The following is a 14,140-nucleotide window of genomic DNA, read 5'->3' as shown; positions in this document are numbered from 1 at the left end:
CCGCGCTCGCATGCCCCGAACTGCTCGAAAGTCGGCGTCTATCGCGCAGTTCGGGGCATTCGAACGGCGGGGTCAGGCGCGATCTCGGCGCGGTGGGACGGCCTCGCGTCGACCGGCGCGCTCGGCGAAGCGATCCACCGCGGCGAGGACCTCATCAGCGCGCCAGAATGGGCCGAGCTGGTGCTCTGCCTTCGAACGCAGAATCCCCGCATCGACGAGTGCTCCGAGGGGCGGATACACGTTCGGTCGCTGCACGCCGAGTTCCTCCGCCGCGGACGCTGCGGTGAGGACGGGGCTTCGCGTGAGCACGTCGAGCAGTCTCCACGCGTTGCTGCTTCGGCGGGCGGTGAGAACGTTTCCCCAGCGTCGGCGGATCTCGTCGATCTCGTCCACGAGCATGCGTGCGTTCGCGACGGCACGGAGGGCGGCGTTCGCGAACTCCCGTACGATCGGCGTCGGATCGCCTTGTCTGTAGGCGGTGAGCGCCGAGTGGTACCCCTCGACGTCCGCGAGAAGCCCTGCTGACACGGGGACGGCGACGGAGCGCGTGATGCGCCGTCCGCGCAGCATCGACTGCGCGATCGCTCGGCCGGTGCGTCCGTTGCCGTCCGTGAATGGATGGATCGTCTCGAACTGCGCGTGTGCCACGGCGATGAGGGAGAGGGGAGCGAGATCGACACGGTGAGCGAACGCGACGAGATCATCGATCAGCTCCGGCACCCTCTCATGCCAGGGGGCGACGAACTCGGCCCCGACGGGGCTGTCGTTCCTCGTGCCGATCCAGACGGCTTCGCGGCGCCACTCGCCTGGCGTGTGCCGGGCGTGGTCGGCCATGAGCACCCGGTGCATCGTGAGGATCGACTCCGCCTCGACGTGCTCGGACAGGTCGATGGCCGCCTGCATCGCCCGCGTGTTGGCGGCGATCAGCTCGGCATTGCGGCTGCGCGTCGCCCCGAGCTCGGCAGTGAAGATCGCACGCGCCGATGCGGTGAGGTTCTCGATCTGCGATGACGACGCGGCCTCCGAGCGGAGCAGAACAGGCGCAAACGACCGGACTCGAGCGCCCTGCTCCGCGTCGAAGCGCGTCAGCTCCTGGGTCGCCTCGGCCGCAGCGTGGAGGACATCAGGGGGAAGGCCGAGCGGCTGATCCGCGATCATCGCGGGAACGGCGCTTCGATATCTGACCGAGAGCGGTGCTCGCTCGGCGTCGACGCCCCAGTGCGCGACAGACGACGGCGTGAAGCTGTGCTCTTCGTGACCGATCGCGGGCCACGTCGACGCGCTGGTCCCCATACCGCCTCCCGTCAGAATTATGACTTTCGTAGTTTCTCATAATTCATCGGAAGAGGTGTATGGGGAACCGGTCCTCTCGTCCCAGACTGCTCCGTGACGGCGGGCGAGCGGTCAGCACGGATCATTCGAACGCCGTTCTCACCCCAGGCGCGCCCGCACCGCCTCCTCCAAATCGGCCAGGCGATCCCGCGCCTCTTCGGCGGTCGCGCCGCGGGTGTCGAGGTAGGCCTTGAGCTTCGGCTCGGTGCCGCTCGGACGGAAGATCACCCGCGAGCCGCCCGCGAGCAGGTATCGCAGGATGTTCCCGCCCGTCTCGCCGTCTGCGGGCTCCAGCAGGTCGTCCGCGCGCTCGACCGCGAGGTCTCCGAAGGACGTCGGAGGATCCGCGCGCAGCGACGCCATCGTGCGGTCGATGATCGACAGATCGTCGACGCGGATCGACACTTGGCCGCTCGCGAAGTGCCCGATCTCGTTGGCGAGCTCGTCGAGGAGGTCGGCGATCGTCCGGCCTCGGCCGCGCGCCTCGGCGGCCAGCCCGAGCACCGCGACGGCGGCCGAGATCCCGTCCTTGTCGCGCACCGTCTCGGGGTTGACGAGGTATCCCAGGGCCTCCTCGAAACCGAAGACCATGCCGGGCGCGCGCGAGATCCACTTGAAGCCCGTGAGCGTCTCGTGCCAGTCGAGGCCGTGGCGCTCGGCGATCACGCCGAGGCCGGGGGAAGACACGAGCGAGCAGGCGAGCGCCGCCCCGGCGACGCCCTCGGCGGCGCGCGCCGCCCGCGCGCCGAGCAGGAGACCGATGTCGTTGCCCGTGAGGGGCCGCCAGCCTGTATCCGTCGGGACGGCGACGGCGACGCGGTCGGCGTCGGGGTCGTTCGCGATGACGAGCTCGGCGCCCGAGCGCGCGGCGGTCTCGAACGACAGATCCATCGCTCCCGGCTCCTCGGGATTCGGGAAGGCGACGGTGGGGAACCTGCCGTCGGGCTCGATCTGCTCGGCGACGACATCCGGCAGCGGGTACCCGGCGCGTTCGAGAACGGCGCGCATCGTCTCCCACCCGACGCCGTGCATGGCCGTGTACGTCCAGCGCATCCCCGCGGCGGTGTCGGGTGCGGGGGAGACGTCGGCTGTCCGCGCGACGTACGCCGCGACGACGTCCTCGTCCGCGATCGCATAGTCGTCGGAGCGCGGCAGCTCGGCGACGGATCCGCCGTCCGCGACCTCCTGGATGGCGGCGGCGATCTCCGCATCGGCTGGCGAGACGATCTGCGCGCCGTCGTCGGATCCGCCGAGGTAGACCTTGTAGCCGTTGTCATCCGGCGGATTGTGGCTCGCCGTCACCATGACGCCCGCGGCGGCGCCGAGGTGGCGCACGGCGAACGCGAGCACGGGAGTCGGGAGCATGCGGGGAAGCAGGATCGCCCGGAGCCCCGCCCCCTGGAACAGCTCGGCCGAGTCGCGCGCGAAGACATCGGAGTTTCGGCGGCCGTCGTATCCGATGACGACGCTCGGGACGGATCCCTCGGCGCGATCGCGCAGGAAGCGTGCGAAGCCCGCTGCCGCCTGCGCGACGAGAACGCGGTTCATGCGCATCGGCCCGGCACCGAGCGCCCCGCGAAGCCCCGCCGTGCCGAACTGCAGCCGGCCCGCGAACCGCTCGTCGAGATCCGTCGACGCGGACTCGTCGCCCGCTTCGGCGCGGTCGATCAGGTCCGCGAGCTCCTCGCGCGTGACGGGATCCGGATCCTGCGCGAGCCACGCCCGGGCGGCGGTGAGCGCCGTCATCGGATCCGGCCGATCACGTCCGCGAGCAGCTGGGAGATGCGGCCTTCGGCCGCCTGGCCGGCCTCGATGACCTCGCCGTGGCTGAGGGGCGTGGGGGAGATGCCGGCGGCGAGGTTCGTGATGAGCGAGAAACCGAGCACCTCCATGCCGGCCTGCCGGGCGGCGATCGCCTCGAGCGCGGTCGACATGCCGACGATGTGGCCGCCGATCGTCTTCGCCATCTGCACCTCGGCGGGCGTTTCATAGTGGGGCCCGCGGAACTGGCAGTACACGCCCTCGTCGAGCGCCGGATCCACCTCGCGCGCGATGTCGCGCAGCCGCGAGGAATAGAGATCGGTCAGGTCGATGAACGTCGCGCCCTCGAGCGGCGAGTCGCCCGTGAGGTTGATGTGATCGCTGATGAGCACAGGCTGACCGGCCGACCACGAGTCCTTGATCCCGCCCGCGCCGTTCGTGAGCACCATCGTCTTCGCTCCCGCGGCGGCGGCCGTGCGCACGCTGTGCACGACGCGGCGGACGCCGTGTCCTTCGTAGTAGTGCGTCCGGGCGCCGATCACGAGAACGTGGCGGCCATCGGGCGTGCGCACGCTGCGCAGGGTGCCGACGTGCCCTTCGAGGGCGGGCTTCGAGAATCCGGTCACCTCCGTCGCGGGGATCGTCGCGACCGTCTCTCCGAGGAGCTCGGCGGCGCGGCCCCAGCCGCTCCCGAGCGTGACGGCGATGTCGTGGGATTCCACCCCGGTCAGGCGCGCGATGTCGGCGGCGGCGGTCTGCGCGACCTCGAAGGGATCGGCGGGACGGTCGAGGGGATGGGCCTGGTTCGTCATGCAGTCACGATAACCGGGGCGAGCCTGCGAAGTCAGCGGCGGCGCGTTTCGGTGCTCGCGGCCGATGTGGGAGAGAATGGTCATCATGACGTTCGACTTCGCGCGCAAGCAGACGATCGCGATCATCGGCGGCGGTCCCGGAGGCTACGAGGCGGCCCTCGCGGGCGCGCAGCTCGGCGCCGACGTGACGCTTGTCGAGAGCACGGGCGTCGGGGGATCCGCCGTCCTCACCGATGTGGTCCCCTCCAAGACGCTCATCGCCACGGCCGACGCGGCCCGGGCGATCGACGACGCGGGCGAGCTCGGCGTGCAGTTCTTTGCGCGAGGCGACAGCGGCAAGCCGCTCAAGCCCGAGGTCGCGATCAACCTCCTCGCGATCAACAAGCGGATCCTCGCCCTCGCGGGTCAGCAGTCGGAGGACATGCGCGAACGCCTGATCGAGGCCGGTGTGAACATCATTTCCGGGCACGGCCGTCTCGAGGGGGACGACGCGATCGTCGTGTCGACGGGCCCAGACGGCACGGATTTCGATCGCATCGAGGCCGACACGATCATCGTCTCGGTTGGCGCGTCGCCGCGTGAGCTGCCGAGCGCGAAGCCCGACGGCGACCGCGTCCTCACGTGGAAGCAGATGTACAACATGTCGGCCGTGCCCGAGCACCTCATCGTGGTCGGATCCGGTGTGACCGGAGCCGAGTTCGCCTCGGCCTACATGAACCTCGGGGCGAAGGTCACGCTCGTGTCGAGCCGCGAGCAGGTGCTTCCGGGCGAGGACGCCGACGCCGCCCGGGTGCTCGAGAAGGTCTTCACGCGCGGCGGCATGACCCTCCTCGCGAAGTCGCGCGCCGAGTCCGTCGAGAACACCGGGCACGGCGTCACGGTCACGCTCTCCGACGGATCCACCGTCGAGGGTTCCCACTGCCTGATGGCCGTCGGTGGCGTGCCGAACACGCGGGATCTCGGGCTCGAGGATGCGGGCGTGCAGCTCGCCGACTCGGGGCACATCCAGGTGAACCGCGTCGGACGCACCTCAGTGCCGAACATCTACGCGGTCGGTGACTGCACGAACCTCGTGCCCCTCGCTTCAGTGTCGTCGATGCTCGGGCGCACGGCCGTCTTCCACGCGATGGGCGACGCCGTCATCCCGTTCGCCGAGCACAAGATCGCCTCGAACATCTTCACCTCGCCCGAGATCGCGACGGTCGGCTGGACGAACGACGCGAAGCACTCGGTCGAGCTCAAGCTCGACCTCGAAGAGAACCCGCGCGCCAAGATGATGGGCGTCAAGGACGGCTTCGTGAAGCTCTACGCACGCGACACTTCCGGGACGGTCGTCGGCGGAGTCGTCGTCGCCCCCAAGGCGAGCGAGCTGATCTACCCGATCGCGATGGCGGTCGAGCGCCGCCTCACGGTTGACCAGGTCGCCCGCGTGTTCACCGCGTACCCGTCGCTCGCGGGATCCATCACCGACGCGGCGCGCGCCATGCACGGCGTCGACGAGCGCAGCGGGAGCTGACGGGCTGCACAGACAGAGGGAGGGCCGCCCCACGGGGCGGCCCTCCCTCTGTCTGTGCGTCAGACGATCTGCAGCAGCTGGTGGCCCGAGCTGATCGTCTGGCCGAGCGGGGCATTGATCGACGTGATCTTCCCGTCCTTGTGTGCGTGGATCGGCTGCTCCATCTTCATCGCCTCGAGCACGAGCACCAGATCGCCTGTGACGACCTCCTGGCCCTCCTCGACCGCGAGCTTGACGACGGTCGCCTGCATGGGCGACTTCAGAACGTCGCCCGACGCACCGCTCGAGACGCCAGACGCCTGGTGGCTACGGCGCGACGGGGGCACGTTCGCGGGGCGACCCGTGGATCCCGAGGGCTGCGTGACGCGCACCGGGAGGCTGACCTCGACCCGCTTGCCGTTCACCTCGACGACGACGCTGTGGCGTTCTTCGGCCGGCGAGGCGTCCTGCGGCTCGCCATCCCACGGCGCGATGTCGTTCTGGAACTCGGTCTCGATCCAGCGAGTGAACACCCCGAACTCGCCCGATTCTGCCGTGAACGCGGGGTCGCTCACCACGGCGCGGTGGAAGGGGATGACGGTGGGAAGACCGGCAACCTCGAACTCGGCGAGGGCGCGGCGCGAGCGCTCGAGCGCCTCTGCGCGCGTGCGGCCCGTGACGATGAGCTTCGCGAGCATCGAGTCGAAGGCGCCGCCGATCTCGTCGCCCGTGGTCACACCGGAGTCGACGCGGATGCCGGGGCCGCCCGGGATCTTGAACGCGTGGACGGGGCCCGGCTGCGGCAGGAACCCGCGACCCGCATCTTCGCCGTTGATGCGGAACTCGAAGGAGTGGCCCTCCGGCGTCGGGTCGTCGTAGTCGAGCGAGCCACCCTCTGCGACGCGGAACTGCTCGCGCACGAGGTCGATGCCCGTGACCTCCTCGCTGACGGGGTGCTCGACCTGGAGGCGCGTATTCACCTCGAGGAACGAGATCGTGCCGTCGGCACCGACGAGGAACTCGCACGTTCCGGCACCGACGTAGCCGACCTCCTTCAGGATCGCCTTCGACGACTCGTACAGGATCCGGTTCTGCTCGTCCGTGAGGAACGGCGCCGGGGCCTCCTCGACGAGCTTCTGGTGCCGGCGCTGAAGCGAGCAGTCGCGCGTCGAGATGACGACGACGTTGCCGTGTGAGTCGGCCAAACACTGCGTCTCGACGTGGCGGGGCTTGTCGAGGTACTTCTCGACGAAGCACTCGCCCCGGCCGAAGGCCGCGACGGCCTCGCGCGTCGCCGATTCGAACATCTCGGCGACCTCGTCGAGCTCGCGCGCGACCTTGAGTCCGCGCCCGCCGCCGCCGTACGCGGCCTTGATGGCGAGGGGGAGGCCGTGCTCTTCAGCGAAGGCGACGACCTCGTCGGCGGTGTCGACGGGGCCGGGCGTGCCGGGAGCGAGCGGGGCGCCGACCTTCTCGGCGACGTGCCGCGCCGTGACCTTGTCGCCGAGCGAATCGATCGCCTCGGGGGAGGGGCCGATCCAGATGAGGCCGGCGTCGATGACGGCGCGCGCGAACTCGGCGTTCTCGGCGAGGAAGCCGTATCCCGGGTGGACGGCGTCGGCGCCGGAGCGGCGGGCGACCGAGAGGATCTTCTCGATGACGAGATATGTCTCAGCGCTCGTCGACCCGCCGAGGGCGTACGCCTCGTCGGCGCGGCGCGCGTGCAGCGCGTCACGGTCCTGGTCGGCGTAGACGGCGACGGAGGAGATTCCGGAGTCGCGGGCCGCACGGATGATGCGGACGGCGATCTCTCCACGGTTGGCGATGAGCACCTTGCGGATAGCGGGCATGGCTTCGAGCCTATCCAGCCGAGCGCCTCGTCTTTTGATTGACCTCCACAACATACGCCGCGTTTCGTGTGCGGATCACCACGATCCGTCAGTCGATGCGGTTCCAGAGATCCGTCCACTCGATGCCGAGTTCGCGCACGAGGCGGCGGACGGTCGACAGCGACATGCCCACGACCGTCGACGGATCCCCGTCGACGCGCTCGATGAAAGCTCCCCCGAGGCTGTCGACGGTGAAGGCGCCGGCGACCAGCAGCGGCTCGCCCGTCGCGACGTAGCGCTCGATCTCGCGCTCGGTCACGTCGGCGGCGAAGGTGACGTTCGCCTCTGCGACGTCGTGCGCCCACGACAGGGATCCGTCCGACACGCGGATCACGCAGTGGCCGGAGTGCAGAGTGCCGGTCCTGCCGCGCATCTCGCGCCAACGCTCGGTCGCGCGCTCGGGGGTGTGTGGCTTTCCGTAGATCGTGCCGTCGAGTTCGAACATCGAGTCGCCGCCGATGACGATCCCGTCGAAGCCCTCGTCGGCGAGTCGCCGGGCGACGTCCTCGGCCTTGCGCTGCGCGAGCAGCAGCACGTGCTCGGCGGGCGGGAGCGTGCGGCCCTCGGCGCGCTCGACGTCGGCGATCACCGCCTCTTCGTCGACCTCGGGTGCGGCGAGGCGCGGCTCTATGCCGACCTGGCGCATGAGCATGAGACGGGCGGGGGACGTCGAAGCGAGACACACCTGCATGTGCACCAGTCTCCCGTACCGACGTATTCGCCGGAGACGTGCGGGATCCTCGTGGAAGACTGGTTCGATGCAGACTGGCGACGTCCTCGAGCTCGAGATCACCGGAGTCGCGCACGGCGGGGTCTTCGTCGCGCGGCACGGCGCGACCGCCGATGCCCCTGGCTTCGTCGTCTTCGCGCCCGACGCGCTGCCCGGCGAGCGTGTGCGAGCGCGCGTAACGCAGGTGAAGAAGTCCTTCGCGCGCGCCGAGACGCTCGAGGTCATAGACGCGTCGCCGCACCGTCGCCCGCATGTGTGGCGTGAGGCCGACATCGACGTCGCTCCTGCCAGACGTCCGGGCGGCGCCGACTTCGGGCACATCGCCCTCGACCATCAGCGCGAGCTCAAGCGGCAGGTCGTGGCCGATGCGTTCGAGCGCTTCGCGGGCGGATCCGTCCCTGTCGAGATCGACGCGGCTCCGGGCGAGACCGACGACGGCACCCGCTGGCGCACGCGCGTCGGCCTGCACGTCGATGCAGACGGACGCGTCGGCCCGTATGCGGCGCGCAGCCATGAGGTCATCGAGGTCGGAGCGCACCCGCTCGCGACCGCCGGGATCGAACGGGCGACCCGCGGCCTTCGCGGCGAGGAGGGGCGCATCGACCTCGTCGAGCCCGAGGACGGCGAGGTGCGGATCCTGCGGCGCCCGGCCCGCAGCCGTGGGCGCGCCGACGGCGACGAGGTCGTCGTCGAACGCGTGGCGGGCCGGGAATTCCGCGTCGACGCAGGCGGCTTCTGGCAGGTGCATCGCTCAGCGGCGACGGCGCTCGACGCGGCGGTGCGTGACGCGCTCCGCGAGATCCCCGCCGAGGATCACCCCCATCACCTCGATCTGTACGGCGGCGTCGGACTGTTCGCCGCCGCGCTCGCCGATCACGGAGACGGCGCGCGCGTCACGACCGTCGAATCGGCGCCGCGGGCGACGCGCCACGCCCGAGCGAACCTTCGCGACCGGTCCGTCGAGGCCGTGACCGCACGCGTGGAGCGGTTCGTCGACGCGACCTCGCCGGATCCGTCTCTCGCCCACGGCGTGACGCTGCTGGATCCTCCGCGAGCGGGAGCGGGGGAGCGGGTCGTCCGGCGCATCGCCGCGCTGGATCCGCGTGCTGTCGTGTATGTGGCGTGCGATCCCGTCGCACTCGCGCGAGATGTCGGCACCTTCCGCCGTCTCGGATACGACCTCGACGGTGTGCGCGCGCTCGATCTCTTCCCCTCGTCGCACCACGTCGAGGCCGTCGCCGTCCTGCGGCGGGCAGACAAAGCGCGGGCGACTGCCCGATAGCCTGAGGGCATGACCACGGTCGCCCTCATCGATGATCACGAATCCGTACGGCTCGGGTTGCACTCTGCGCTCGACGCCCACGGCTTCGTCGTGATGTTCAGCGGCGCGACTGTCATGGCGTACGTGCGAGCCCGTCGCTCCCGAGGGCAGCGCCCCGCCGACGTGGTCCTCCTCGACCTCACTCTCGGCGACGGCACGACCGTCACGGAGAACGTCTCGCGCCTCGCGTGGGAGTCGAACGTCATCATCCACTCTGTGGCCGATCGCCCCGCCATCGTCCGCGAAGCGCTCGCCGCGGGCGCGGTCGGCGTCGTCAGCAAGGCGTCGCCGCTCGGCGACGTCGTCGCGTCTGTACGCACGGTCGCAAGCGGCGAGACGCTCGACAACGTCGAATGGGCGAGCGCAGTCGAAAGCGATGTCGAGTTCGCGAGTGCGCAGCTTTCGGGCCGTGAGCGCGACGTGCTTCGGTTGTACGCGGCGGGCCTGCCGATGAAGGCGGTTGCCGACCGGCTCGGCATCGCCTTCTCGACGGCGCGCGAGAACCTGCGCCGCGTGCGTGCGAAGTACGTCGAAGTCGGGCGTCCCGCCCCGACGAAGGTCGATCTGCTGCGGCGCGCGATCGAGGACGGAATCGTGGCGCCGTCCGAAGATGGGAGCGTCGACCAGGCGGGAACCGTCGATGCCGATTGAAGCCGACGCGAAGCGGTCCGCGCGACGCGCAGCCGCGACGATCGACCGGGCCTGGGAACAGATCTCCCGGCGTCCGGATGCTCCGCACGCTCCGCACGGCTACACGGGTGCCCTCATCGAGCGCGCGATCCAGATCATCGCTGCCATCGGTACGTCCGTGTCGGGAGTGCAGGCCGCGATCTTCACGATGCGCGACAGCACGGTCGGATGGGAGTGGGCGCCCGTCATCTTCGCGGTCTTCGCGTCGATGGGCGCCATGGTCATCGCGTGTCTCGTGGGGCGCGGCGTGCGGCTGGCGTGCGGCGTGTTCGCCTGTCTCTTCCCCGTCGCGCTCGTCATCTGGGTCGTGGGGACGGCTGATGCTGTGTCCCCCGAACGCGAACCGTGGCCGTACTTCATTCTCTCTCTCGCGACGATCGCGGCGATCGTCGCCTTCCCGCTCCCGTGGCAGCTGGTATCGGCGATCGGGATCCCGACCGTTTTCGCTGTCGGCCGGATCCTGCACGGACGCGGCGCGGCCGAGTACTGGATCCCCGTGCTCTACGACGTATCGATCGCCCTGCTGCTCGGCCTCGCTTTCGTGCTCATCGCCTGGATGCTGCGCGGCATCGCCGCGGGGGTCGACGATGCACGCAGCGAGGCGGTGTCTGCGTACACATCGGCCACCTCGATCGAATCGGCTGAGCGGGAGCGACTCGAGGTCGCGACGCTCATGCACGACAGCGTGCTCGCCGCGCTGATCGCCGTCTCCCGCGCAGAGGGCCAACGCGAGCGCGAGCTCGGCGTCTCCATGGCGCGCGACGCGCTTGGCCGCCTCGCGAACGCGGAGGACGAGATGGTCGTCGGCACGAACGAGCCCGTCCGCGCTGTGCGCGTGACACACGAGGTGCGGGAGGCCGTCGCCCAGCTCGGTGCGGACATCGACGTCGAGATGCCCCATGGCGCGAGTGTCGAGATCCCGGCTCGCGCTGCGCGGGCGCTCGTTCTCGCGACGACGCAGGCTGTCGCTAACGCGATCGAACATGCCGACGGGATCGGGCTCGCAGTCGAGATCGCGACGCTTGAGCGAGGGATTCGCATCACGGTGCGCGACGAGGGGCCCGGATTCGATCTCGCGGCCATTCCGATCGACCGCCTCGGGATCCGCGCCTCCATCTTTGCGCGCGTCGCGGCCGTGGGAGGGCAGGCTGCGATCGATTCGTCGTCCGCGGGCACGATCGTCACGCTGAGCTACGAAGGCAAGGAGGACTCGCAGTGAGGCTCCGCGTCGCGCTGTCGCTTCTGACGTCGGTTCTCGCGGTCTATTTCGCGACACGCGCGCTGATCCATCCCGTTCCCCACGAGACGCAACCTCTCCTCCTCGTCGCCGTGATCGTCTTCCTCGCGGCGGTCGCGTTGGCGCTTCTCGTTCCCTCAGGTCCCCCTCGCGATACGACCATCTCGACCCCCGGGCCGGGCAGGATGCCGCGGTGGTCCGCGATCCTCGTGAGTGCGGCCGCCGTGAGCCTTCCCTTTCTCGTGACCGCCGCAACGATCCCCGAGGAGCCCCTGGGGGCCCCGCACACGACCTGGTTCATCGGTGCGGGTGGAGTCGTGCTCACGATCGTGTGCGCACGACGGCGCCCGCTCTGCGCGGCGATCGGGACTCTCGGGCTCGCCATCGGCACCATGATCGTGCTCCAGAGCGTGGAGATGGCGTTCGTCGCCGGGATCCTCGGCTCGATGCTCTGGGTGCTCGTCGCGTGGCTCGTCGTCCTCTTCACCGATCGTGCGCACCGCGACACTGACCGGCTCGCGGTGATCCAGCATGAGTCGGCTGCGTGGCGTGCGGCGCAGGAGTCGCGGCGGCGGGAGCGGCGCTCGCGGGTGCAGCTCGCGATCGCCGAGGCCGGGCCCATCCTCATGCGCGCGATCGAGACCGAGGGACGATTGGAACCTGAGGAACGGGAAGAGGCCCTCGTGGCGGAGGCGACGCTGCGGGATGAGCTGCGCGGCGCGAAGCTGCTCGACGATGCCGTGCGCGGCGCGATCCGCGAGCGGCGGCGCGCCGGTTCGACGGTGACTCTCCTCGATGAGGGCGACCTCGATGACCTTGCCGAGGGCGAGCTGACGCGGGTACGCGGCGAACTCGCAGAGCTGCTGCGCGAGGCGCGGTCGCCGCAGATCATCGTGCGCACGGCGCGGCTCCCGGGCGTCGCGGCGACGGTCGTCGGACGCGGAGCCGGCGACGAGGTCGAGCTCTGGCACGAGATCCCACGCGCTGCCGCATGAGAGAGGCCCGGGGCGGCTGAGCCGCCCCGGGCCGTGAACGCAGAGCGGTTACCCGAAAACCGTCCGCTGTGGAGCCTGTCTCTCCGCCTACCCTGGAGCGGAGGAGACGGCGAGCGCGATGCGCTCAGAACACAGACTAGCCGGTGCGTGTCGCGTTCAGTTAGTCGGCATTTTGGGGGACAAATCCGCGGAGTTCCCGGGCCCGGCTGTGTGGGGTCGACACGGGAAGATCAGATCCGTTGTGTATGTCCGCCAAGGGGGTCGCGTTCCGCGCGATTAGGGTGGAACGCGTGACCGAACCTGACCTGTCGACCACTGCGGGCAAGATCCAGGATCTCCGCAACCGCTACAACGAGGCCGTCGTCGAACCCGAGAAGAAGGCACTCGAGAAGCAGCACGCCAAGGGCAAGCAGACGGCGCGCGAGCGCATCGAACAGCTCATGGATCCGGGCAGCTTCGTCGAGCTCGACGAGTACGTGCGTCACCGCACGACCTCATTCGGAATGGACCGCGCGCGACCATACGGCGATTCCGTCGTCACGGGAGTCGGTACGATCCACGGCCGTGTCGTCGCCGCGTATTCGCAGGACTTCTCGACGTTCGGCGGATCCCTCGGCGAGGTCGCGGGAGACAAGATCGTCAAGGTCATGAAGTACGCGCTGCAGGGAGGGATGCCGATCATCGGCATCCTCGATTCGGGAGGCGCGCGCATCCAGGAGGGCGTGCTCGCCCTCGGCAAGTACGCCGAGATCTTCCGCCTCAACACGCAGGCTTCCGGCGTGATCCCGCAGATCTCGATCGTCATGGGGCCGGCGGCCGGTGGTGCGGTGTACTCGCCCGCGCTCACCGACTTCGTCATCATGGTCGACAAGACCAGTCAGATGTTCGTGACCGGCCCTGATGTGATCAAGACGGTCACGGGCGAGGACGTCGGCATGGAGGAGCTGGGCGGTGCGCACACGCACAACACGCGCTCCGGCGTCGCGCACTACCTCGCCGACGACGAAGAGGACGCGCTCGACTACGCGCGTTCCATGCTCAGCTACCTGCCCGACAACAACATGGCCGATCTGCCCGACTACGCGTCGGACTTCGAGTTCGAGACGACCGATCTGGATCAGCGCCTCAACGGCATCATTCCCGACTCGCCGAACCAGCCGTACGACATCCACGAGGTGATCTCGTGCATCGTGGACGCTGGCGAATTCCTCGAGGTGCAGCCGCTGTTCGCGCCGAACATCGTCGTCGGTTTCGGGCGTGTCGAGGGACGCTCTGTCGGCATCATCGCGAACCAGCCGCAGCAGATGGCGGGAACGCTCAACATCGACGCGGGCGAGAAGGCGTCGCGGTTCATGCGCTTCTGCGACGCGTTCTCGATTCCGATCGTGACGCTCGTCGACGTGCCGGGTTATCTTCCGGGCACCGACCAGGAGTGGACGGGCGTCATCCGCCGTGGGGCGAAGCTGCTCTACGCCTACGCGGAGGCGACGGTTCCGCTGGTGACCGTCATCCTCCGCAAGGCCTACGGCGGGGCGTACATCGTCATGGGATCCAAGCAGCTCGGCGCCGATGTGAACCTCGCGTGGCCGACGGCTGAGATCGCCGTCATGGGCGGGCAGGGCGCCGTCAACATCCTCTACCGCGGTGAGATCAAGAAGGCCGAGGAAGCGGGGGAGGACGTCGCTGCGGTACGGGCGAAGCTCGCCGACGAGTACACCTACAACGTCGCCAGCCCGTTCCTCGCGGCCGAGCGCGGCGAGCTCGACGGTGTGATCGAGCCCGCGCAGACCCGTGTCATGATCGCGAAGGCGCTGCGTTCGCTGCGCCGGAAGCGCGCCGAGCTTCCTCCCAAGAAGCACGGCAACATCCCCCTGTGAG

11 protein-coding genes are annotated in these 14,140 nt (G+C 69.5%); 6 read left to right on the top strand and 5 right to left on the bottom strand.

Annotation, left to right across the window (positions count from 1 at the left end):
- Positions 1-72: 72 nt before the first annotated feature.
- The 3 genes from C0012_RS01800 to C0012_RS01790 form a co-directional block, all read right to left on the bottom strand.
- A complete protein-coding gene (locus C0012_RS01800) occupies positions 73-1,293 on the bottom strand; it encodes a Fic family protein (RefSeq protein ID WP_110588472.1) in 1,221 nt (406 codons plus the stop codon).
- A gap of 138 nt (positions 1,294-1,431) precedes the next feature.
- The gene (locus C0012_RS01795; protein ID WP_110588473.1) at positions 1,432-3,078 is read right to left on the bottom strand and encodes a phospho-sugar mutase; all 1,647 of its coding nucleotides are present in this window, start codon (positions 3,076-3,078) and stop codon (positions 1,432-1,434) included.
- A complete protein-coding gene (locus tag C0012_RS01790; protein WP_110588818.1) occupies positions 3,075-3,905 on the bottom strand; it encodes a purine-nucleoside phosphorylase in 831 nt (276 codons plus the stop codon). Before C0012_RS01790 ends, C0012_RS01795 begins: the two co-directional genes overlap by 4 nt.
- Before the next feature lie 85 nt (positions 3,906-3,990).
- On the opposite strand from C0012_RS01790, the gene C0012_RS01785 reads away from it, so the two are divergent.
- Positions 3,991-5,421: an NAD(P)H-quinone dehydrogenase gene (locus tag C0012_RS01785; RefSeq protein WP_110588474.1), complete on the top strand. Its 1,431-nt coding sequence runs from the start codon at positions 3,991-3,993 to the stop codon at positions 5,419-5,421.
- 59 nt (positions 5,422-5,480) lie between these two features.
- Here C0012_RS01785 and C0012_RS01780 read toward each other — a convergent pair whose 3' ends face one another.
- Positions 5,481-7,250: an acetyl/propionyl/methylcrotonyl-CoA carboxylase subunit alpha gene (locus C0012_RS01780; protein ID WP_110588475.1), complete on the bottom strand. Its 1,770-nt coding sequence runs from the start codon at positions 7,248-7,250 to the stop codon at positions 5,481-5,483.
- Between the two features lie 88 nt (positions 7,251-7,338).
- Entirely contained in the window at positions 7,339-7,980 is a 642-nt protein-coding gene (locus C0012_RS01775; RefSeq protein ID WP_110588476.1) for a Maf family protein, read from the bottom strand.
- 67 nt (positions 7,981-8,047) lie between these two features.
- Here C0012_RS01775 and C0012_RS01770 point away from each other — a divergent pair, with 67 nt between their 5' ends.
- From C0012_RS01770 to C0012_RS01750, 5 genes are all read left to right on the top strand, one after another.
- Positions 8,048-9,301, top strand: a complete 1,254-nt coding sequence (locus C0012_RS01770; RefSeq protein ID WP_110588477.1) for a class I SAM-dependent RNA methyltransferase — start codon at positions 8,048-8,050, stop codon at positions 9,299-9,301.
- Positions 9,302-9,310: 9 nt separating this feature from the next.
- Complete coding sequence (locus tag C0012_RS01765; protein WP_110588478.1) at positions 9,311-9,991, top strand: response regulator transcription factor; 681 nt, start codon at positions 9,311-9,313, stop codon at positions 9,989-9,991.
- Complete coding sequence (locus C0012_RS01760) at positions 9,981-11,249, top strand: sensor histidine kinase (RefSeq protein WP_110588479.1); 1,269 nt, start codon at positions 9,981-9,983, stop codon at positions 11,247-11,249. Before C0012_RS01765 ends, C0012_RS01760 begins: the two co-directional genes overlap by 11 nt.
- The gene (locus C0012_RS01755; protein ID WP_110588480.1) at positions 11,246-12,262 is read left to right on the top strand and encodes a hypothetical protein; all 1,017 of its coding nucleotides are present in this window, start codon (positions 11,246-11,248) and stop codon (positions 12,260-12,262) included. The genes C0012_RS01760 and C0012_RS01755 overlap by 4 nt, the downstream gene beginning before the upstream one ends.
- Before the next feature lie 245 nt (positions 12,263-12,507).
- Positions 12,508-14,139: an acyl-CoA carboxylase subunit beta gene (locus tag C0012_RS01750; protein ID WP_110588481.1), complete on the top strand. Its 1,632-nt coding sequence runs from the start codon at positions 12,508-12,510 to the stop codon at positions 14,137-14,139.
- The last annotated feature ends 1 nt before the right edge of the window (position 14,140 follow it).

The organism is Microbacterium suaedae (assembly GCF_003254645.1).
In the GTDB taxonomy this organism is placed as follows: Bacteria; Actinomycetota; Actinomycetes; order Actinomycetales; family Microbacteriaceae; genus Microbacterium; species Microbacterium suaedae.
The sequence above is the reverse complement of the archived record's forward strand: the minus strand, read 5'-3'. Positions and strand labels throughout refer to the sequence as shown.

Excerpts from the sequence above, each read along its gene's own strand:
- C0012_RS01760 (WP_110588479.1), top strand. The coding sequence starts at position 9,981 with ATGCCGATTGAAGCCGACGCGAAGCGGTCCGCGCGACGCGCAGCCGCG.
- C0012_RS01790 (WP_110588818.1), bottom strand. The coding sequence starts at position 3,905 with ATGACGAACCAGGCCCATCCCCTCGACCGTCCCGCCGATCCCTTCGAG.
- C0012_RS01765 (WP_110588478.1), top strand. The coding sequence starts at position 9,311 with ATGACCACGGTCGCCCTCATCGATGATCACGAATCCGTACGGCTCGGG.
- C0012_RS01775 (WP_110588476.1), bottom strand. The coding sequence starts at position 7,980 with ATGCAGGTGTGTCTCGCTTCGACGTCCCCCGCCCGTCTCATGCTCATG.
- C0012_RS01750 (WP_110588481.1), top strand. The coding sequence starts at position 12,508 with ATGTCCGCCAAGGGGGTCGCGTTCCGCGCGATTAGGGTGGAACGCGTG.
- C0012_RS01785 (WP_110588474.1), top strand. The coding sequence starts at position 3,991 with ATGACGTTCGACTTCGCGCGCAAGCAGACGATCGCGATCATCGGCGGC.
- C0012_RS01800 (WP_110588472.1), bottom strand. The coding sequence starts at position 1,293 with ATGGGGACCAGCGCGTCGACGTGGCCCGCGATCGGTCACGAAGAGCAC.
- C0012_RS01780 (WP_110588475.1), bottom strand. The coding sequence starts at position 7,250 with ATGCCCGCTATCCGCAAGGTGCTCATCGCCAACCGTGGAGAGATCGCC.
- C0012_RS01770 (WP_110588477.1), top strand. The coding sequence starts at position 8,048 with ATGCAGACTGGCGACGTCCTCGAGCTCGAGATCACCGGAGTCGCGCAC.
- C0012_RS01795 (WP_110588473.1), bottom strand. The coding sequence starts at position 3,078 with ATGACGGCGCTCACCGCCGCCCGGGCGTGGCTCGCGCAGGATCCGGAT.